Source organism: Myxococcus xanthus (assembly GCF_013116825.1).
GTDB lineage: Bacteria > Myxococcota > Myxococcia > Myxococcales > Myxococcaceae > Myxococcus > Myxococcus xanthus_B.
Map to the genome: position 1 here is coordinate 1 of NZ_JABFNS010000090.1, position 20,023 is coordinate 20,023.

15 protein-coding genes are annotated in these 20,023 nt (G+C 68.9%); 11 read left to right on the forward strand and 4 right to left on the reverse strand.

Going from position 1 to position 20,023, the window contains the following annotated elements:
• Positions 1-7: 7 nt before the first annotated feature.
• Entirely contained in the window at positions 8-1,384 is a 1,377-nt protein-coding gene (locus tag HNV26_RS24025; RefSeq protein WP_171445597.1) for a HAMP domain-containing sensor histidine kinase, read from the reverse strand.
• 392 nt (positions 1,385-1,776) lie between these two features.
• Here HNV26_RS24025 and HNV26_RS24030 point away from each other — a divergent pair, with 392 nt between their 5' ends.
• The 3 genes from HNV26_RS24030 (at position 1,777) to HNV26_RS24040 (ending at position 4,684) form a co-directional block, all read left to right on the forward strand.
• Positions 1,777-2,031 carry a hypothetical protein gene (locus HNV26_RS24030; RefSeq protein ID WP_171443428.1) on the forward strand — a complete coding sequence of 85 codons (255 nt, stop codon included), beginning with the start codon at positions 1,777-1,779 and terminating at the stop codon, positions 2,029-2,031.
• 173 nt (positions 2,032-2,204) lie between these two features.
• Positions 2,205-3,617 (forward strand): Na+/H+ antiporter NhaA, encoded by a 1,413-nt coding sequence (nhaA, locus tag HNV26_RS24035; protein ID WP_171443429.1) that lies wholly within the window; start codon positions 2,205-2,207, stop codon positions 3,615-3,617.
• 188 nt (positions 3,618-3,805) lie between these two features.
• Positions 3,806-4,684, forward strand: a complete 879-nt coding sequence (locus HNV26_RS24040; RefSeq protein WP_171443430.1) for an alpha/beta hydrolase — start codon at positions 3,806-3,808, stop codon at positions 4,682-4,684.
• 61 nt (positions 4,685-4,745) lie between these two features.
• Here HNV26_RS24040 and HNV26_RS24045 read toward each other — a convergent pair whose 3' ends face one another.
• The 3 genes from HNV26_RS24045 to HNV26_RS24055 form a co-directional block, all read right to left on the reverse strand.
• Positions 4,746-5,165: a VOC family protein gene (locus HNV26_RS24045; RefSeq protein ID WP_090492166.1), complete on the reverse strand. Its 420-nt coding sequence runs from the start codon at positions 5,163-5,165 to the stop codon at positions 4,746-4,748.
• Positions 5,166-5,258: 93 nt separating this feature from the next.
• A complete protein-coding gene (locus HNV26_RS24050; protein ID WP_171443431.1) occupies positions 5,259-6,236 on the reverse strand; it encodes a sigma-70 family RNA polymerase sigma factor in 978 nt (325 codons plus the stop codon).
• Positions 6,237-6,408: 172 nt separating this feature from the next.
• Positions 6,409-7,659, reverse strand: a complete 1,251-nt coding sequence (locus HNV26_RS24055; RefSeq protein WP_171443432.1) for an NAD(P)/FAD-dependent oxidoreductase — start codon at positions 7,657-7,659, stop codon at positions 6,409-6,411.
• A gap of 205 nt (positions 7,660-7,864) precedes the next feature.
• Between HNV26_RS24055 and aroF the strand changes: the two genes are divergently transcribed.
• The 8 genes from aroF (at position 7,865) to HNV26_RS24095 (ending at position 20,023) form a co-directional block, all read left to right on the forward strand.
• On the forward strand, positions 7,865-8,890 hold the full coding sequence (gene aroF / locus HNV26_RS24060) for a 3-deoxy-7-phosphoheptulonate synthase (protein WP_171443433.1): 1,026 nt from the start codon (positions 7,865-7,867) through the stop codon (positions 8,888-8,890).
• Positions 8,891-8,893: 3 nt separating this feature from the next.
• Complete coding sequence (gene trpD, locus HNV26_RS24065; RefSeq protein WP_171443434.1) at positions 8,894-9,910, forward strand: anthranilate phosphoribosyltransferase; 1,017 nt, start codon at positions 8,894-8,896, stop codon at positions 9,908-9,910.
• A complete protein-coding gene (locus tag HNV26_RS24070; RefSeq protein WP_171443435.1) occupies positions 9,907-10,695 on the forward strand; it encodes an indole-3-glycerol phosphate synthase TrpC in 789 nt (262 codons plus the stop codon). Before trpD ends, HNV26_RS24070 begins: the two co-directional genes overlap by 4 nt.
• Positions 10,692-11,330: a phosphoribosylanthranilate isomerase gene (locus HNV26_RS24075; protein ID WP_171443436.1), complete on the forward strand. Its 639-nt coding sequence runs from the start codon at positions 10,692-10,694 to the stop codon at positions 11,328-11,330. Before HNV26_RS24070 ends, HNV26_RS24075 begins: the two co-directional genes overlap by 4 nt.
• 5 nt (positions 11,331-11,335) lie before the next feature.
• A complete protein-coding gene (gene trpB / locus HNV26_RS24080) occupies positions 11,336-12,541 on the forward strand; it encodes a tryptophan synthase subunit beta (protein WP_171443437.1) in 1,206 nt (401 codons plus the stop codon).
• Positions 12,538-13,329: a tryptophan synthase subunit alpha gene (gene trpA, locus HNV26_RS24085; RefSeq protein WP_171443438.1), complete on the forward strand. Its 792-nt coding sequence runs from the start codon at positions 12,538-12,540 to the stop codon at positions 13,327-13,329. The genes trpB and trpA overlap by 4 nt, the downstream gene beginning before the upstream one ends.
• Before the next feature lie 131 nt (positions 13,330-13,460).
• On the forward strand, positions 13,461-17,996 hold the full coding sequence (locus HNV26_RS24090; protein WP_216612665.1) for a CARDB domain-containing protein: 4,536 nt from the start codon (positions 13,461-13,463) through the stop codon (positions 17,994-17,996).
• A gap of 377 nt (positions 17,997-18,373) precedes the next feature.
• Positions 18,374-20,023: a DUF6923 family protein gene (locus tag HNV26_RS24095; protein WP_253816982.1), complete on the forward strand. Its 1,650-nt coding sequence runs from the start codon at positions 18,374-18,376 to the stop codon at positions 20,021-20,023.

Sequence of the window (20,023 nt, forward strand, 5' to 3'; positions counted from 1 at the left end):
ACCCCCCTTAGCGCGGCAGGCGGAGCCGGAACGTGGAGCCCGTGCCGACGACGCTCTCCACCTCGATGTCCCCCCCGTGCGCCCGGGCAATCCGGCGGGACACGGAGAGCCCCAGCCCCACGCCGGGGATGTCCTTCGCCGCGGTCCGGCTGCGCTTGAACGGCTCGAAGAGGGTGCCCAGGTCGTCGGGCGGAATCCCCACGCCTTCATCCGTCACGGACACCGACACGTCGCGCTCCGAGGACTCCAGCCGCAGCGACACCACCCCGCCCTCGGGCGAGTACTTGATGGCGTTGCTCACCAGGTTGGTGAGCACCTGCGCCAGCCGCGTCGAATCACACCGCCAGGGCACGGGCGAGTCTGGCACGGAGTACTCCAGCCGGTGATGCTCGCTCGACGGCCGGTGGAGCTCCACCACCTCCTCCACCAACCCGCGCAAGTCACAGTCCTCCAGCCGCAGCTCCAGGTTCCCCGCCTCGATGCGCGTCCGGTCCAGCAGATCGCCCACCATGCGCTCCAACCGGTCCACCTGGTTGGAGATGCGCACCAGTGAATCCCGTACCTTCTCCGGCGGAGGCGCCGTCTTGGCCCGCAGCAGCATCTGCGCCGACAGCTTCAGCGCGTTGAGCGGCGTGCGCAGGTCGTGCGCCACGCCCGCGAGGAACTGGAGCTGCCGCGCGTCCTGACTGGCGACGGTCTCCGCCATGTCGTTGAACTCCGCGCCAATCTCCTGGAGCTCCGGCGGCCCCGCGCGCGCCACCCGGGATTCACGCCGGCCTGACTTGAACGCACTCAACGCGCGGCGGATGGCCACCAGCGGCCGGTAGATGCTCGTCTGCGCGATGGCGAGGAACAGCACCACGCCCGTCAGCACCAACACCGCGAGCAACGTTCCAATGAGCCGCCCCATCCGCCTCACGGCGGTCGCCTCGTCGCGAGCCATGCGCGCCCGCGCGATGCTGGAGTCCATCACCGCCCGCGTCGCCTCCACCGCCTGCGCCAACCGCCGCCGCCGGTCCGGCTCCGGCGCGTTGAGGTAGGCCTCGACGCTCGCGCGGGACGCCGCCACCAGCCCGCGCTCCGCCTCCGTCTCCGTGTACATCTCGACATGGGCCAACCGCTCTGGCACCTCGCGCACCAGCGCGTCCACCCTGTCGGGCGGCCCGACGTCCGTGGGCCCGATGCCTTCCACTTCGTGAGCGTACTGGAGCAGCAGCAAGGTGAATTCCAGCTCGGCCGCCGCGCGCACCCGCTCCGCCGCGTCGATGAGGCTGGTGGTCTGCCGCTGCAGCAGGGTGGTCATCCAGAAGAGTCCACCCGCGGACCCCAGCCCCAGAACCGCAAGGAGTACCGCTCCAAGGGTGAGGAAGGTCCGCAACCGCATCACGCCCTCCAGGGGAAAGCACCACCCTACCTGATGCGTGGCGCGGACGGGCATCCCAACCCGCCCGCCCGCGAACGGCATCCACCAGCATCCATTACCCGCGCTGCACCCGCCCGCACCCGGATGTGCACTGCTTCACGGCATGGCAACCTGGTGGCGGGATATCGCCGCGCCAGGCCACATCCCCTCCGGGCCCGGGCATGCGTGCGGTACGCTGCGGGATTGGCCGCCTTCCCCCCCTCTGCATCCTGCGCGACGAAGTGAGTCTTCACGGGGTCCGGCATGGCTGCGGCGCAGGGCAGTGCGGCGCATGTACGGTGCTGAGCAATGGCTCACCACTACGCGCCTGTGTCGCGCTTGCGGCGCTCCTGCGCGGCCAGAACCTCACCACCGTGGGAGGCCTTGCGCGCGCCGGATGGGACACCGCCCCCGCGCGCCACAACGCCTTCGTGGCCGAGCAGTCCGGCCAGTGCGCCCGACTGCATCCCCGGCAGGGTGGTGACGGCGGCGACCCCGCTGAAGGAGAAGCCTCCCAGTGGCCCACTTCAGCCGCGCAGGCCAACGCCCTCTTCGACGCCACGGGGGCCAGGCTGCGGGAGCTGCCGCTGCCACCGAGGCGGCTGGCGGCGGCGCTCCAGACACGCTGAGGCGGCGCCGAGGAGGCAAGCCCATGGCCCGCGCGCACGTCGACAACACTCGACGGAGGCCGCGCGCCATGTGAATCTGCGCTCGAAGTGGAAGGGTGCGGCGATGAACGCCGCAGGAACTCGGATGGTCGGGCCGCCATCCCAGCCGGCAACGCAGCCGGCGGGATCCGCGTATGTCGACGACCACGCCACCGGGGCAGCCTGCCCTTCCGCCCGAGGCCTGGGCCCCACTGCTTCGACTCTCCAGGCTCGCAGGCCGGCCGCTGGAGCGCTTCCTCCATATCGAAGCGGCCAGCGGCATCCTGCTCCTCGTGGCGGCGGCCATCGCGCTCCTGTGGGCGAACTCGCCCTGGGCGGAGAGCTACGCGCACTTCTGGCACACGCCACTCGGCATCCGCGTCGGTGACTTCACCTTCGAGCGCAGCCTCGAATGGGTCGTCAACGACGGCTTGATGGCCATCTTCTTCTTCGTCGTGGGCATGGAGATTCGCCGCGAGGTCCATCAGGGCGAGCTGTCAGAGTTGCGGCGCGCCGCGCTCCCCGCCGCGGCGGCGCTGGGGGGCATGCTCGTTCCGGCGGGCCTGTACCTCCTCCTGGCGAATACCCCGGGCACCCGCTCGGGGTGGGGCGTGCCCATGGCCACGGACATCGCGTTCGCGGTGGGCATCCTCACGCTCCTCGGAAGCCGGGTGCCCCCCGCCCTGCGCGTGCTCCTGCTCGCGCTCGCAGTCATCGACGACCTGGGCGCCATCATCGTCATCGCGCTGTTCTACTCATCAGGCGTGGCCGTCACCGGGCTGCTCGTCGCGGCGCTGGGAATCGTGGGTGTCTTCGCGATGCAGCGGTTTGCCGTGCGCTCGAAGTGGGCCTACGTCGTTCCAGCGTTCGTCGCCTGGGCGGGCGTCTACGCCGCGGGGATTCATCCGACAATCGCGGGCGTCATCATCGGGCTCATCACGCCGGTGCGCACCTGGCTCGGTCCGGAGGGATTCGTCACCGGCGCTCGGACCGAACTCGAACACATCGCCCAGGCGCAGCCGGGCGAGCTGTCCTCCCATCACCTGGCGGAGACCTTGCGCCGGGTCGACGCCGCGCGCCGTGAGGCCATGTCGCCTTCGGAGAGCCTGATTGCCACGCTGCATCCGTGGGTGGCGTTCGGCATCATGCCGGTGTTCGCGCTCGCGAACGCGGGGGTTTCGATTTCCAGTGAGCCGCTCGATGCCGCGTCGTGGACCGTGGCCCTCGCCACGGCCATCGGGCTCCTGGTGGGCAAGCCCCTGGGCGTGATTGGGGCCTGCTGGCTCGCACTGCGCCTGCGGCTCGCGACGTTGCCGAAGGGCCTGGGCATGCGGGAGCTGCTGGTGCTGGGGAGCACCGCGGGCATCGGCTTCACCATGGCCCTGTTCATCGCGCAGCTGGCCTTCACGGAGACGAAGCTGCTCGCCGCAGGGAAGCTGGGGGTGCTGGCCGCGAGCGGGGCCGCCGCCGTCATCGCGCTCGTTCTGGGACGGTGGTTGCTCACCACTTCGGCCCGGCCCGGCGCCGCGAGGTCCGTGGACGAGGCGGAGCGTTCGACGGCGCTGTAACGCCGCCCAGCCCGGGGGGCCGCCACGTCCATGACGCCAACGACGTCACTGGGACGCAGGCGGGCCTCCGGTTCCCACCGATGTCGCTGGAGCCATCATCATCGAGGTGCGCTGGCCCGAGCTCGCGCACCTGGACACCTCCTGGCGACGCCTCCAGGGCTCGGGCACTATCCCGGTCACGAGCCCCGATGGCTCGTCGAACGCTGCGGGAGCCAGTGATGCGGACATCGATGAAATACATGGGGCTGTTGTTGCTCGTCCTGGGGGGCGCGTGCGCGAGCACCCGGCCCGCCGTGACCGAGCCCGTGCCTCCCCACCAGATATTCACCATCGAGTCCGCGAAGCTGAAGGAGCTCCGCCACATCACCGTCTACCTGCCGCCGGGCTACACGACCTCTGCGGAGAGCCGCTTCCCGGTGCTCTACATGCCCGATGGCGGCCTGAAGGAGGACTTCCCACACCTGGCCACCACCGTCGACACGGCCATCCGCGCGGGCGAGCTGCGGCCCCTCATCCTCGTGGGAATCGAAAACACCGTGCGGCGACGGGACATGACGGGCCCGACCACGGTGGCGTCGGACCTGGAGGTCGCCCCCGTCACGGGAGGCTCAGCGACGTTCCGCGCCTTCATCCACGAAGAGCTGATGCCGGAGGTGGAGCGCCGCTACCGGGTGACGCAGGAGCGGGCCATCATCGGCGAGTCGCTCGCGGGCTACTTCATCGTGGAGACGTTCTTCCTCCAGCCGGACCTGTTCGACACCTACCTCGCGCTGAGCCCCAGCCTGTGGTGGAACGCGGAGTCGTTGGTGAAGGGGGCGGGTGAATGGTTCGCGGCACGGCCGGACCTGCGCGCGGGACTTTATGTGTCCTCCGCCAATGAAACGAACGACATCGTCCCCGCCGTGGCGAAGCTCCAGGACGTCCTCCGAGCCAGCGCGCCCGCGGGCCTGAAGTGGGAAGTCGAACCCCGGCCCGACTTGCGCCATGACAACATCTACCGGAAGAGCTCGCCCAGCGTGCTGCGCAAGTGGCTGCCTCCCGTGGTGGCCGCCGAAGACGCGCCCTGACACTGCGCCCGCGCGCCGCGCGGAAGCCCAGGGCTTCCACGCGGCACGCCACGTCCGCTGACTACTGCGGAGGCATCTGATTCGGGTCCATCCAGGCCACCTCCCAGTGGTGACCGTCCGGGTCGTAGAAGCTCCCGCCGTACATGAAGCCCATGTCCATGGTGTCCGCAGCGGGCGAACCACCGTTCGCCAGCGCGGTCTTCACCAGCGCATCGACATCCTCACGGCTGGTCGCGGACAGCGCATAGGTGCCCGCGGTGGTCTGGTGCGCGTCGTGCAGGGGCTTCTTGATGAAGTCCTTGAAGCGGGTATGCGTGAGGAGCATCACGAACGCGTCCTCGCCCACCACCATGCAGGTGGCGTGCTCGTCGGTGAAGTCCTTGTTGAACTCGAAGCCCAGCTTCGTGAAGAAGTCCACCGACCGCTTCAGGTCAGCCACGGGCAGGTTGAGGAAGAGCTTACGGGGACGGCTGACCTTCATGTTCGCCTCCAGGACGGGTGGGTGACGAAGGCTTTGACTCCCGAGGCGGACCGAAATCATCGGTCTATTTTCAGGAAGCCTCTCCGCCCCCGCCTACCGAGGGAGCTCCGTGGGAAGGCCGAACCGCGGGAACAACGCCTCCGTATCGAGGAAATGGGTCATCGCCGCGATGCGCCCACCGGACAGCTCCAGGACGATGAGTGACCACGGCTTGAAGGGCCCGCCGTCACTGCTCGCGTGGTACTGGCCATAGGCCGGTGAGCCACAGGCCTCGGTCCGCACCAGCCGGGAGTCCCTGCAGACCGCCCCTCGCCCGAGGAACCAGCCGAGGATGGACGCGTGCCCCTGGAGCCACAGCGTGTAGGGGGGCATGGAGAGTGTGACTTCCTCGTGGAGAATCGCGGTGAAGGCGTCCATGTCGTAGCGCTCGAACGCATCCACGTAACGATTCAGCAGCGCCGCCTGCGCGTCGGACTGAGGCCCCCGGAACTCGGAGTCTTCCAGCCGCAGGCCCGACACAGTCGCCCGGGCACGCTGGAGCGCGCTGTTCACCGAGGCGACCGACGTCTCCAGCGTCTCGGCGATCTCCGTGGCTGGCCTGCCCAGGACCTCGGCCAGCAGCAGCACCGCGCGCTGCTTGGGGGGCAGGTGTTGAAGCGCCGCCAGGAACGCGAGGCGGATGCTCTGACGCAGCGACGCCTGCTCGGAGGGGTCCACGTCCGACGGCACCGCCAGCGCGTCCGGAATGGGCTCAATCCAACTGCTCGCCGGCAGCGGCGTCAGCGGCCCGTCGATGGAGTACGCGGGCCCCAGCTCCATCGGCCGCGCGCGGCGCCCGCTCGCCGACAAGGCGTCCAGGCATACGCGGGTGGCGATGGAGTACAGCCAGGTCCGTGGAGACGCACGGCCCTCGAACCGGTCCATCGCCCGCCAGGCGCGCACCATCGTCTCCTGGACGGCGTCATCCGCCTCCGAGACAGAACCCAGCATGCGATAGCAATGGCCCATGAGCGCCGAGCGGTGCGCCTCGAAGCCGAATGCCTGCTTCCCAGAATCCGGAAGGTCCTTCATCACCGGGCGGTCTATCAGGCCCATCAGGTCATGTCAGGAGCTCGGACAGGCGGCCCCACCCCGATGTCCATCCACGCGCGGATGCGCTCCCCCAATGCACGCTGAGGACCTGCCACGGGCTCCAGGCCAGGACCTGCGTTCCCCACCAGGACGTCCCCGGCCGCGTGGTATCTCATTCGCGCTCCAGCTCTCTCAGGACGGCCTCCGCGGCGCGGCGGCCCGACACCAGCGCGCCGTCGATGGAGGCATTGTCCCGGTGGTCTCCACACACGAACAGTCCTGGTGACAGCCGCACCGGCCGGCGAGGCGGCTCCAACACCTCCGGAGGCTGCGCGGGTAGCGCGAGCGGAATCGCATAGGTGCGCAGGTGCCGCCATGCGGACACGGCCGGACCGAACCAGCCCGTCAGCTCCGCCAACACCTCGGCTTGCAGCGTGGCCAGGTCCGGCGTGGCGCCGACAACGGACACGGACACGAGCGCCTGTCCCCGCGGCGCATACGCCGGTGACACCTCGCTCATCACGGCCACGTTGTTCACCCGGCCCCGGCCCTCGCCATTGAGCAGCAGCCAGGGGCCTTCCACGGGCGGCTCCGGCGCGGCGAAGTAGAGGCACGTCACCCGGTTCATCACCGGTGGCACCATGCCCGGCAGCAGCCCCACCGCGCTCGCCGGGTCCGTGGCCACCACCACCGCCTTGGCGCCAATCAACTCCCCGTCCGTCAGACGCACGCGGTGTCCCCACACCTCCGCCACCGGCGCGCGCATCCGCAGCAGGCCCGACGGAAGGCGCGCCGACAGCTGCGCTGGAATGGCGCCCATCCCCAACTCCGGAACCGCCGCGTATCCGGATGAGAACATGCGGAAGACGAACTCCAGGAAGCGGCTGGACGTGGTCAGCTCCCGCTCCAGGAAGATGCCGGCGAAGAAGGGGCGCAGGAACGACTCACGCAGGGCCTCCGTGAAGCCCAGTTCGTCCAGGTAGCGCCGCGACGTGCGGGACGGCCGCTGCCACACGTCCTCCACTTCGCCGGAGAGCGCCAGCTGCCGCAGCTCCAGGATGCGCAGCTTGTCCCCGAACGTCCCCACGGGAGCAAACAGGTGCCCCAGCGCCTCCAAGGGGCGGCGCAGCGGGTCCGCGACCGTGTGCCACTTGCCGCCCCGCCACACCTTCGCGCCGGGGACGAACCTGCGCAACGTCAGCGCCTCCAGGTCCAACGTGCGCCGGCCCTCCGGATACGCGGACAGGTACACCTGGAAGCCTCTGTCTAGCAGGAAGCCCTCATGGACATCCGTGCGAACCCTGCCCCCCGGTGCGTCACTTCCCTCTAGCAACAACACCTTCACCCGTGACGCGACGAGCGCCCGCGCGCACGCCAACCCCGCGAGCCCTGCCCCGACGACGATGACCTCCGGATTCGCCACGCACGCGCCTCCACACTTCCTGCTCAAGAAAAGCGCCCACGCTCGCTTGATAAGCGTGGGAGGCGCAAGGGAGACTCGGAAGCGGTTGCGGGCAACAGACACTTGATGCAGAAACACCACTGTTGCCCGTCCCACCCATGCAACCAAGCGCCGGAATGCTCCCGGCCCACAACACCCCTCGGAGCGAGAGAAAGCAGGCAGCCCCATGTTGATCGTGATGCGACCCGACGCGACGGCCCAGGACATCGAGCGTGTGAACGACGAGATCCGCCGCCGTGGTTGGCAACCGCACGCGATTCCAGGGGGCACTCGCACGGCCGTTGGCATCACCGGAAACCCGGGCGCGGTGGAACCGGAGCCCTTCCGCGTGCTCCCTGGCGTCGCTGATGCCGTGGCCATCTCCCAGCCGTTCAAGCTCGTCAGCCGCGAGGTGAAGCCGGACGACACCCTGCTGCGCATGGGCGACCTGACGGTGGGCGGCTCCGCCTTCCACGTCATCGCCGGCCCGTGCTCGGTGGAGTCGCGCGAGCAGATTCTCTCCACCGCCCACGCGGTGAAGAAGGCGGGCGCCACCATGCTGCGCGGCGGTGCGTTCAAGCCGCGCACCAGCCCCTATGAATTCCAGGGCCTCAAGGGTGACGGCCTGGCGCTGCTGGCCGAGGCGCGCCAGGAGACGGGCCTGCTCGTCACCACCGAGGTGAAGGACACCGCGACGCTCCAGGCCGTCGCCGACGCCACGGACATCCTCCAGATTGGCGCGCGCAACATGCAGAACTTCAGCCTGCTGGAGGCCGTGGGGGACCTGCGCAAGCCGGTGATGCTCAAGCGCGGCATGAGCGCCACCATCAAGGAACTGCTGATGGCGGCCGAGTACATCGTCGCCCGCGGCAACACGCAGGTCATCCTCTGCGAGCGCGGCATCCGCACCTTCGAGACGATGACGCGCAACACGCTGGACCTCAACGCGGTGCCCATGCTGAAGGCGCTCTCGCACCTACCCGTCTTCGTGGACCCCTCGCACGGCATCGGCGTGCGCAAGGCGGTGCCGGCGATGATGCGCGCGGCGACAGCGGTGGGGGCGGACGGCATCATCGTCGAGGTGCACCCCGACCCGCCGCGCGCGAAGTCGGACGGCGCCCAGTCACTGGACTTCTCCGAGTTCGAGAAGTCCATGAACGAGGTCCGCGCCATCGCCCAGGCGATGGGCCGCGAAGTGGTCAGGCTGGGATAGGCCATGACACTCAAGGAAGCGCTGGGCAAGGTGGTGGGCCGGCGCGACCTCACCCGCGAGGAGATGACCCGCGTCATGGGTCTGATGCTCGCCGGGGAGGCTTCGCCTGCCCAGGTTGGCGCGCTGGCGACAGCGCTGAAGATGAAGGGTGAGACGGAGGATGAAATCCTCGGCGCGGCGGAGGCCATGCGGGCCTGCGCGGCGAAGCTGTCCCCGCGTGCCGACGTGGTGCTCGACACCTGCGGCACCGGTGGCGACGGCGCGCACACCTTCAACATCTCCACCGCGGTGGCCTTCGTGGCCGCCGGGGCCGGAGTGACGGTGGCCAAGCACGGCAACCGCGCGGTCTCCAGCCGTTGTGGCAGCGCGGACGTGCTGGCGGCGCTGGGCGTCTCCATGGAGCGCCCGCACGAGCGCGTGGCGCGGGACATCGACGAGCACGGCGTGGGCTTCCTCTTCGCGCCCTCGCACCACGGGGCCTTGCGGCACGTGGCGCAGGCGCGGCGGGACATGGGGTTCCACAGCGTGTTCAACCTGCTGGGTCCGCTGACGAACCCGGCGGGCGCGCGCTACCAGCTCCTGGGGACGTTCGACGGCAGGCGCGTGGAGCAGACGGCGCGCGTGCTGGGCCGGCTCGGCAGCCGCCGCGCGTGGGTGGTGCACGGCCATGACGGGCTGGATGAAATCTCCCCGTGCAGCGCCACGCAGGTCGCGGAGCTGCGCGAGGACGGCACGGTCCACACCTTCACGGTGTCGCCCCAGGACGCGGGGCTGGACGTGGTGCCTCGCGAGGCCATCGCGGGTGGCGACGCGGAGGAGAACGCCCAGCGGCTGCGCGCGCTGCTGGACGGCGAGCGCTCGGGGCTGCGCACGGCGGTGCTCCTCAACGCGGCGGCGGCGCTCGTCGTCGTGGGACTGGCGGCGGACCTGCGTGACGGCGTGCGGAAGGCGGAGCAGGCCATCGACTCGGGCGCGGCCCGCGACAAGCTGTCCGCCCTCATCGAGGGGGCCTCGTCATGAGCACGACAGGAACGTTGGACCGCATCATGGCGCGCAAACGCCAGGAGCTCGCGGCGCGTCCACCCATGGCACCTCGCCCCCGGCCCACGCCCCGCGACTTCGCCCAGGGGCTGGTGACCCACCGCGCCGGGCGGCGAGTGAGCGTCATCGCGGAGGTGAAGCGCAAGAGCCCTTCGGGCGGGGACTTTCCCCACGCCGACGTGGTGGCGGTGGCCCGGGCCTATGAAGCCGCGGGCGCCAGCGCCATCAGCGTGCTGACGGATGGGCCTGACTTCGGCGGCGGCCTGGAGGACCTCGTGGCCGTGCGGGCGGCGGTGTCGCTGCCCGTGCTGCGCAAGGACTTCCTCGTGGCGGCGCGCGAGGTGGAGGAGAGCGCGCAGTGGGGCGCGGACGCGGTGCTGCTCATCGCCGACGCGCTGGAGGATGGCGAGCTGCGGGAGATGGTCGCCACCGCGAAAGCGGTGGGCGTGGCCGCGCTGGTGGAAGCCCACACGGAGGCGCACGCCGAGCGCGCGCTGGCCGCGGGCGCGAAGCTGGTGGGCATCAACAACCGCAACCTCGCCACGCTGAAGACGGACACGGGCACGGCCCTGCGGGTGATGCCGAAGCTGCGCTCCCGGGCACGGGTGCTGGTGGCGGAGAGCGGCCTCAAGTCCCTGGCGGACCTGGTGGCGGCGCAGGAGGCGGGAGCGGACGCCGTCCTGGTGGGCGAGTCCCTGCTTCGAGAGCCCGACCCCGGACACGCGCTGCGGAGGCTGCTCGGGGTGAAGGACGCGGCGCCATGAGTGTCCGCGTGAAGGTCTGCGGCGTCACGCGCCTGTCCGACGCGGTGGCCGCGTGGGAGGCGGGCGTGGACGCGCTGGGCCTCAACTTCTACCCGAAGTCGCCCCGCTACCTGGACCTCCCCACGGCGGCGGCCCTGGCCCGTACGCGGCCGCCCCTGGGCACGGTGCTGGGCGTGTTCGTCAACGCGGCGCCGGACACCATCCGGGAGGCGGTGCGCGCCTGTGGCCTCACGGCCGTACAGCTCCATGGAGACGAGCCCCCGGAGGCCTGTTCGGGGTACGGGGTGCCTGTCGTCAAGGCGCTGCGAGTCACGGGGCCGGAAGACGTGGCCCGGGCTCGGACGTATGTGGGCGTAGGAGACGTCGCGGGGCTGCTGCTGGACGGCGCGGCGCCGGGATATGGCGGCGGCGGCGTGGGCTTCGACTGGTCGCTCGTCGCGGGGCTGGCGGGAAGCGGCGTGCCCGTGCTGGTGGCGGGAGGCCTGCGGCCCTCCAACGTGGCCGAGGCGGTGCGCGCGACGCGGCCGTACGGCGTGGATGTGGCCAGTGGCGTGGAATCCGCCCCTGGCATCAAGGACGTGGAAGCGGTGCGCGCCTTCGTGCGCGCCGCGAAGTCCATCAACCTCTGGGAGTGACAGACATGACGACGGAGACTGCCGCCGGCCGCTTCGGGCGCTACGGCGGACGCTACGTTCCGGAGACCCTGGTTCCCGCGCTGCAGGAGTTGGAAGAGGCCTATGCCACGGCGAGCGCGGACCCGGCCTTCGGCGAGGAGGTCGCCCGCGTGCTGCGCGAGTACGTGGGCCGCCCCACCACGCTGACGCCCGCCCGGCGCCTCACGGAGGCCTGGGGCGGCGCGAATGTGTGGCTCAAGCGCGAGGACCTGGCGCACACCGGCGCGCACAAAATCAACAACACCGTGGGTCAGGTGCTGCTCGCCAGGCGGATGGGCAAGAAGCGCATCATCGCGGAGACGGGCGCGGGCCAGCACGGCGTCGCCACCGCCACCGCGTGCGCGCTCTTCGGCCTGCCCTGCGAGGTGTACATGGGCGCGCTGGACGTGGAGCGGCAGGCGCTCAACGTCTTCCGCATGCGCGCGCTGGGCGCGGTGGTACGGCCAGTGGAGTCCGGCTCGCGCACGCTGAAGGACGCGATGAACGAGGCCATGCGCACCTGGGTATCGCAGGTGTCGGACACGCACTACGTCATCGGCAGCGCCGCCGGGCCGCACCCGTATCCGACGGTGGTGCGCGACTTCCAGGCCGTCATCGGCCGCGAGCTGCGGACGCAGGCCCAGGCGGCCTTTGGCGGCCTGCCGGACGCCATCATCGCGTGCGTGGGGGGCGGCTCGAATGCCATTGGCGTGCTGCACCCGTTCATTGGCGACGCCAGCGTGCGGCTGGTGGGCGTGGAGGCGGGAGGCCACGGCCTGCATACGAAGCAGCACGGCGCTTCGCTGACGCTGGGGACGGAGGGCGTGCTGCACGGCTCGCGCTCGCTGGTGCTCCAGGACGAGGACGGCCAGATTCAGGAGGCGCACAGCATCTCCGCGGGCCTGGACTATCCCGGCGTGGGCCCGGAGCTGGCGCACCTGGCGAAGACGGGGCGCATGGAGGTCCGCATCGCCACGGACGACGAGGCGCTGGCGGCCTTCTACGAGGTGGCGCGCCTGGAAGGCATCCTCCCCGCCCTGGAGACGTCCCACGCCTTCGCGCGCGGCCGGGAGCTGGCGCGCGAGCTGGGGGCGGGCAAGCACCTGGTCATCAACTGCTCGGGCCGCGGAGACAAGGACGTGGCCACGATTTCCGCGCGGGGCGTGCCTCCGCCGGTGGGGGTGAAGGAATGAGCGGCGAGATTGCACAGACTTTCGCCCAGGCGAAGGCACGGGGCGAAGGCGTACTGGTGACCTATGCCATGGCGGGCGACCCGGACCTGCCCCGCTCGGTGGACGTGTTCGCCGCGCTGGTCGAGGGCGGCGCGGACGTGCTGGAGATTGGCGTGGCGTTCAGCGACCCCATCGCCGACGGCCCCGTCATCCAGGGCGCGGCGGAGCGGGCGCTCAAGGCCGGCTCCACGCTCAAGCGCGTGCTGGACGAGGTGGTGCCGGAGGTACGCAAGCGGTGTCCCCAGACGCCGCTGGTCATCATGACGTACGTCAACCTCATCATGGCCATGGGCGAGGCGCGTTACGCGAAGCTCGCGCGCGAGCGCGGCGTGTCTGGAACCATCCTCCCCGACCTGCCGCCCGAGGAGAGCGCGAGCCTTCGCGCCACGTTCGACGCGGAGGGCATGGACTTGATTCCCCTGTGCGCCCCCACGACGCCCCCGGCGCGGGCGGAGGCCATCGCGAAGGACGGCCGAGGGTTTGTCTATTGCGTGTCCGTGTCGGGCGTGACGGGCATGCGCGCGGAGCTGCCGCCGGACCTTTCACAGCGTTTGGATTTGGTGCGCAAGGCCGCGTCTGTCCCCGTGGTGGCAGGCTTTGGCATCTCCACGGCGGAACAGGCACGCACACTGTCTGCCCATGCGGATGGCGTCGTGGTGGGCAGCGCGCTGGTGCGTGCCGCGCACACAGAGGGCCTCGAGGCGGCGAAGGCGCTCTGCGCCGACATCAAGCGCGGCCTGCGGCGCTGAGGCACGGCTGCAAGCGCTCTCTTCACGCCGAAAATTCAGGGATAATCCCACCCCCCGTATAAGCCCTCCGGCTCTCCGCAAATGCCCGCATCAGGCGGGCATTTGCGCGAGGACATTCCTCCGGAGGCAATATGCAGCAACGGCGAAGGCCGTCTTGGAGCAGGACATGCCTGCTGACAGCAGGTCTGTTGGCAGGAGCGGGATGTGGGGGCAACGCGGCGCCCACCGAGCCCGAGCAGCACAGGAGTCAGTCGCAAGGCCGGGGCTTTGGCCCCGACCTCGTGGTTCGAGAGCTACGAGGCCCCAGCAGTATTCGGTTCGGTGAGCCCTTCACGACCCTCGTGAAGGTCTGCAACGAAGGCACAGCGCCCGCCCAGAGCCCCATAGGCCCCACCCAGATGGACTTGTACCTGTCCACGGATGGCGCGCTCTCCTGGCCCGACCCGAACTTGCCACCCCCGACGGACCAGGTCTTCCTCGCCACGCTGGACGTCAGCGAGCTGGAGGCCGGCCGCTGCGAGACGCGAGCCATCACCAGTTCCGCCACGCCGCCTGGCCCCCAAACGGACGGAACCTACTACCTGGGAGCCATCACCGACGTGCACCAGACCCTCGTCGAACTGGACGAGGCCAACAACACCGCGGTGACCGCGCTGGGCATCGGAAACCGGCCGGACCTCGTCATCACGGAGCTTCGTGGCCCCACGAGCGTCACGAACAGCGGGACGGTCACTTCGACGCTCAAGGTGTGCAACCAAGGCACCAACGTGTCGGACGACACCATCGTGGAGCTGTACCTCTCCACCAACGGCACGCTGTCACCGCCAACGACGGGTGGACCGCTCCCCACGAATCAAGCCTCACAGGGAACGGTGGCGGTGCCCGAACTGCGCCCGGCCCACTGTGCCATCCGCCGCGCCTCTTTCCCGGTGATATTGCCGCCCGACGCGACACCCGGTCAGCTGCTCTACCTGGGCGCCATCGCCGATACGCCCGAGCGCTCCACGGAACTGAACGAGGACAACAACGTCTTCGTGGGGGACCTCGTCGCCATGGGAGCGGGACCGGACCTCGTCGTCACCTCGGTGCACGGCCCCAGCAGCATCCAGAGCGGTGACCTGCTTGGCGCCTCCGTGAGGGTTTGCAACCACGGCACGCTGCCCGCGAATCCCAGCTCGCTCGAGCTGTACCTCTCCGTGGATGGCAACGTCACCATGCCAGGCAGCGGCAGCCCGCCGCCGCCTGGACAGGCACTGGCGGGCCAGACGGATGTGCCCCTCCTGAACCCAGGCATCTGCATCACTCGCAACGTCCAGGGCACCGCGACGTTCCCAGCCGGCGCCCCCCAGGATGGCGCCCTCTTCCTGGCCGCCATCATCGATTCCACGCAAGACATCCCTGAACTGCGCGAGGACAACAACGCCTTCACCCAGGGGCTCATCGGCGCGGGGGCGCGCCCGGACCTCATCGTGACCGCGATTCGCGCTCCAGCCAGCGTGCCCCCTTCGGCATCTTGGACCCCTGTCAGCGTCACCGTTTGCAACGTGGGGACCGTCTTTGCCCAAGCGGCCGAGGTGGATGTCTACCTGTCCATGGTGCCGACGCTGGACTCGCCCTCCATGGAGGGACCGCTGCACGGGACCCAGTTCAGGGTCGGCGGATTCGGCCTCTCCGGCGTCGAAGCAGGGCGTTGCGTCACACGCGAGGAGCCCATCACCCTGGCCCGTCCACTGGGTGCGCCACCCCAACTCCAAGCATTCTACGTGAGCGCCATTGTCGACCCCGGGTCGAACATCGTGGAGCTGCGCGAGGACAACAATGTCTTTGTCGGTGAGCAAATGGGTCTCGGAAACAGGCCGGACCTGGCCATCACCTCCGTGAAGGGCCCCGCCAGCAGCATGCCTGGCGACGTGCCTGTCACCGCCCGCATCTGCAACCAAGGCACCGTGGCCTCACAGGACACCCAGGTGGAGTTCTACCTGGCCGCGCATGCCTTCCTGAATGCCCCGATTCAGGGGGGCTCGCCTTACAACGCCGACCCGCATACGGCGTTCTCCATTGGGATGCACCAGGTGCCATCGTTGGATGCGGGCGAGTGCAGGACGCTCTCCACCCTTGCTACCGCGATGAGCTTCCCCGCGGAGTACATCGACAAGGCGTTCAATCTTGGAGCCATCATCGACCCACACGCGCAGGACAATGAACTCCGCGAAGACAACAACACCTTCGTCGGAGACTTCATGGGCCTGGGCAACCGTCCTGACCTGGTGGTCACTGCCATCGATGGTCCCGCCAGCGTGAGCAACAGCACCCTCTTCACGACCACCCTGACCGTCTGCAACCAGGGCACCTATTCCTCCGGGCCCACGATGGCGCAGGTGTATCTGTCCACCGAACCCCACCTGGTGCTTCCAGATTGGAGCGGGCAAGGAACTCCGCTCCCATGGAGTCAAACGCCCGTGGGCGACGTGAGCATCCCCACCCTGCACGTCGGGCACTGCTTCACAGGACAAGTGACTGGCGCGGCCGACATCCCGCCCGGCTCGCACGGCGAGGCCATCTACCTGGGCGCCATCATCGATGCGAACGACGCCATCGAGGAGCTTCGCGAGGAAAACAACGCCTTTGTGCGCGGCCGCATCGGCGTAGGAAACAAGGCGGACCTCGTCGTCACCGCCATCCACGCTCCGGCGAGCGCGCGAATCCACAGTGCCTTCACGGCCACCGTGACGGTCTGCAACCAGGGCACCGAGTACGCGAACTCCTCGGACCTGGAACTGCACGTCTCGACCCTGCCCACGTTGGAAATGCCACGGTGGTCCGGTTCGGGCTCCCCCCTGCCCGCCACCCAGCTCCCCATCGGCCACATCTCAGTGCCACACCTGGACGCGGGCCACTGCATTTCCCAATCCATCCAGGCCTCTACACAGTTGCCACCTGACGCACTGTTTGCCCAGCCCTTGTACCTGGGCGCCATCATCGACGGATGGGGCAACGTCGCGGAACTGCGCGAGGACAACAACGCCTTCGTGAGCGGAATCCTGGGCGTCGGTGACGGCCCTGACCTTGTCATCACCGCGGTGCAGGCGCCCCCGAATGTCGGGCCGTTCGCGACGTTCCACCCGACCGTCACGGTTTGCAATCAGGGGACCGAGCACTCGGACAGCACCCTCGTGGAGTTCCACCTCTCCACGGAAGAGGTGCTCGTCATGCCGCGCTGGAATGGGCCGGGCAATCCACTGCCACCGACGCAGCAGTCCATTGGCGAGCTGAGTGTCCCCTTCCTGAATCCAGGGAGGTGCTTCACGGGAAGCGCTGTCGCAACACTGACGCCGCCGCCTGCGACAGCCCCTGACCAGAAACTCTACCTGGGTGCCCTGGTCGATGGGACGCAATCCCAGGAGGAGCTGCGTGAAGACAACAACATCTTCATGAGCGGTCGCATGGGCGTGGGCCATGCGTCCGACCTGGTCATCACGTCACTCACGGGCCCCGCGAGCGTCGATGCCAACACCGCGTTCACCGCCACGGTCACCGTCTGCAATCAAGGCACGGCTGAATCCCATCCCACGGAGCTGGAGGTCCACCTCTCCACCGAAGCAAGCATGGCCACGCCCGAACGGTACGGCTCGGGAATCCCGGTACCCGCCAGCCAGGTGTACGCCGGCGAGTTCGGAGTCCCCGCCTTGGGTGTCGACGATTGCGTCACGCTGCAGGTGCCCTCCTGGTCGAACCTCCCTGTCCTGGCTCAGCCTGGACAGCCCTTGTATCTCGGCGCGGCCATCAATCCTGACCTGCTCGCGGGTGAGCTGCGTGAGGACAACAATACCTTCGTTGGTGACATCATGGGTGTTGGCGCCGGTCCCGACCTGGTTGTCACCGCGGTGCAAGCGCCCGTCAGCGTGTCGCTCAACGGCAACTTCACTGCATCGGTGACGGTCTGCAATCAGGGCACCCAGAACTCGAACAGCGTGCAGTTGGACCTGTACTTCTCCACCCGGGCCCAGGTCGTGATGCCTCAGTGGAATACACCAGGTGTCCCCTACCCGCGCACGCAAGAGTTCATCGGCGCATGGAACGTGCAGCCCCTGAATCCGGGACAGTGCACCACAGAGCCCGTCCCCGCCTGGGTGGACCTGCCCGAGGAGGCCGAGCCCCATCACCCGCTGTATCTGGGCGCGATCATTGACTCGAACCAGATGCAGGCCGAGCTGCGCGAAGACAACAACATCTTCGTCAGCGGACTCATGGGTGTGGGCAACCGGCCAGACCTGGTCGTCACCTCCGTCTCCGGCCCCACCTCCGTGAGAATGGGCAGCAGCTTCACCGCCACCGTGCGGGTCTGCAACCAGGGCACCACGCCCACCCACGGCTCCATGGATGTGACGCTGTACCTGTCGAGCAGCAACACGCTCGAGTTCCCCTATCAAAGCTGGCCGGGCGCTCCCCCCGACAGTCAGAGCCAGATTGGAGTGATGACCGTGCACTCTCTGGACGCAGGGCAGTGCGTCACACGCAACACGCAGGTGACGGCCAACACGCCTCCGGATTCTGGCCCCACTGGGCTCTTCTACCTGGGCGCCCTCGTCGACCCATGGCAGAACCTCGAGGAACTGCGCGAGGACAACAACGTCCTCGCGGACCGGTTCATCGCGGTGATGCCGTAGTCGTCGTGGTCTGAGAACGGGCCCGGCCGAGCGCATCGACGTTCGGCCGGGCCTTGTTTCGAGGTCGCATGCATTCCAGAAAGAATGCCAGCCACCTGCCTGCAATTCTTACACGCCCGCGTTGCCGCGTTCCGTCCTCGGCGTCAGCGCCTCCTGCCATTGTGTGCCCATCTGGCTGGGAGTTCCGGACAAGAACAAGTCCCCCGGGCCATCCTCCCGCCACTTCCAAGACATTCCCAGACAACGCCATTCGACATCCGGGCGCCCTTGGGGGCATACGTATCAACCTCCAAGAATAACAACAAACAAGAGAACAACTGGCACATCGACTGCAGCCGTCCCTTGTCCCCCCAGTAATGACGGACGAGGAGGCCCCCATGAGGGATAGGAAGTGGCTCGGGCTCCTGTTCATCGGCGCCGTCTGGGCCTCGAGCGCATGGGCCAACGACTTCCGAGCCGAGAAGCTCGTGAACGGGCTCAAGCAATACACGGTCGACACCTACCCGGAGACGCTGCGCTTCACGTTCACCGTCACCAACATCGACCCGACGCTCCCCTCCGAGCTGCTCTCCGCGACCGCGCCGCTGCTGAAGTCCTGCACGCTCTTGCCCTCGTCACCCCTCGTGGTTCCAGCGGGAAGCCACGTCACCTATCAGTGCGAAATCGAGCTGGAGAGCTACGACGCGTGTCTCACATTGGGGATACACGATGCGAACCCCGTGACGCCCAACCACGAGGTCTCCTTCACCAGCACCTTCAGCATCGGCTGGGACGCAGGCGCCAGCCAGGCGGGGACCAACGTGCTCTGCCTTCCGCAGCCCAACCTGTTCTGTGACGACACCGTCTACCTCTCCACGGCCTCGCGCTCTCCGGAAGGACGGCCCGCGCCCCCCTCACGGCTCTACATCTTCGACCCCGCCACCGGCACGCTGACGCTGCAGGGCGAAGCCGCGCTTCCCTACAACGCGCTGGCGTTCAACCACTACGACGACATCCTGTACGCCATCGCCTCGGACGGCGTCAGCGCGCCCCGCTTCATCCGCGTCGACGCCACCGGCTCTTCGAGCATCATCGCCCCGCTGGACACCACGGCACCTCGCTCGGCCATCTGGACCGCGGGAGCCGTTCTCAAGGATGGCTCCTACGTCGGCTTCGAGCACAGCACCCATCGCCTCATCCGCATCAACCCCAGCACCGGAGGAACGCTCTCCGAGCAAGTGGTGACCGTCCCGGGAGATTTCCAGATGGCGGACTTCGCGACGAATCCCCGGGACGGCCAGCTCTACGCCTTCAACAACGCCACCCAGCGGCTGACCCGCATCGACCCGCTCACGGGCGTGGCCACCGACCATCCCGAGCCCGCGCGGATTGACGGCAGGTCCGCGGAGAACCCCGTCATGAGCGCCGCCGTCTTCACACGCGACGGCGAGTTCTTCCTCTACGGAGCCAGCGGCCCCGACACCCGCAGGGTCAGCGGCTTCCATGCCGTGGACGTGACGACGGGAAACCTGACCCGCCTCCTCACGCGGCCGGTCCCCCAGCTCGCGAACGGCGCGATGTGTGGCGTCTACTCCTGGGGCTCGCCTCGTCCGCAGCCGACGACCCGGGACCGCGGATTCTTCGGCGCCAGCGAGAGCGCCCTCCTGGAGTGCCTGGCATACGGCCCCATCGCCCTCGGCGCTCTCGGCGAAGTCTCTACCCTCCCAGGCGCCCTGGGCATCCTGTGGGCCAACCCCGCCATCGCCTCGAACAACGCGCGCCGCTCGGCCCTGGAGTCCTTGAAGGTCCGGACGGCGCGCGAAGCGCTGACGGCGGTCTGCAACGAGCGCGTCTTCAACACGCGCGCGCCTCCCCTGTCCGCGCTGGAGCATCCGGCCTCGCTCGACCCCGGCCGGATGGAAGAGCTGCGTCAACGGCTGGAGCGGCACAACCACTCTGGCAAGCGGACCGCCATCCCGCTGCGAAAACGAATCTTCGCGGTGGACCCGCTGCGAGCCATGGAGCGCGCCGAGGAACCTCGGTTCTGA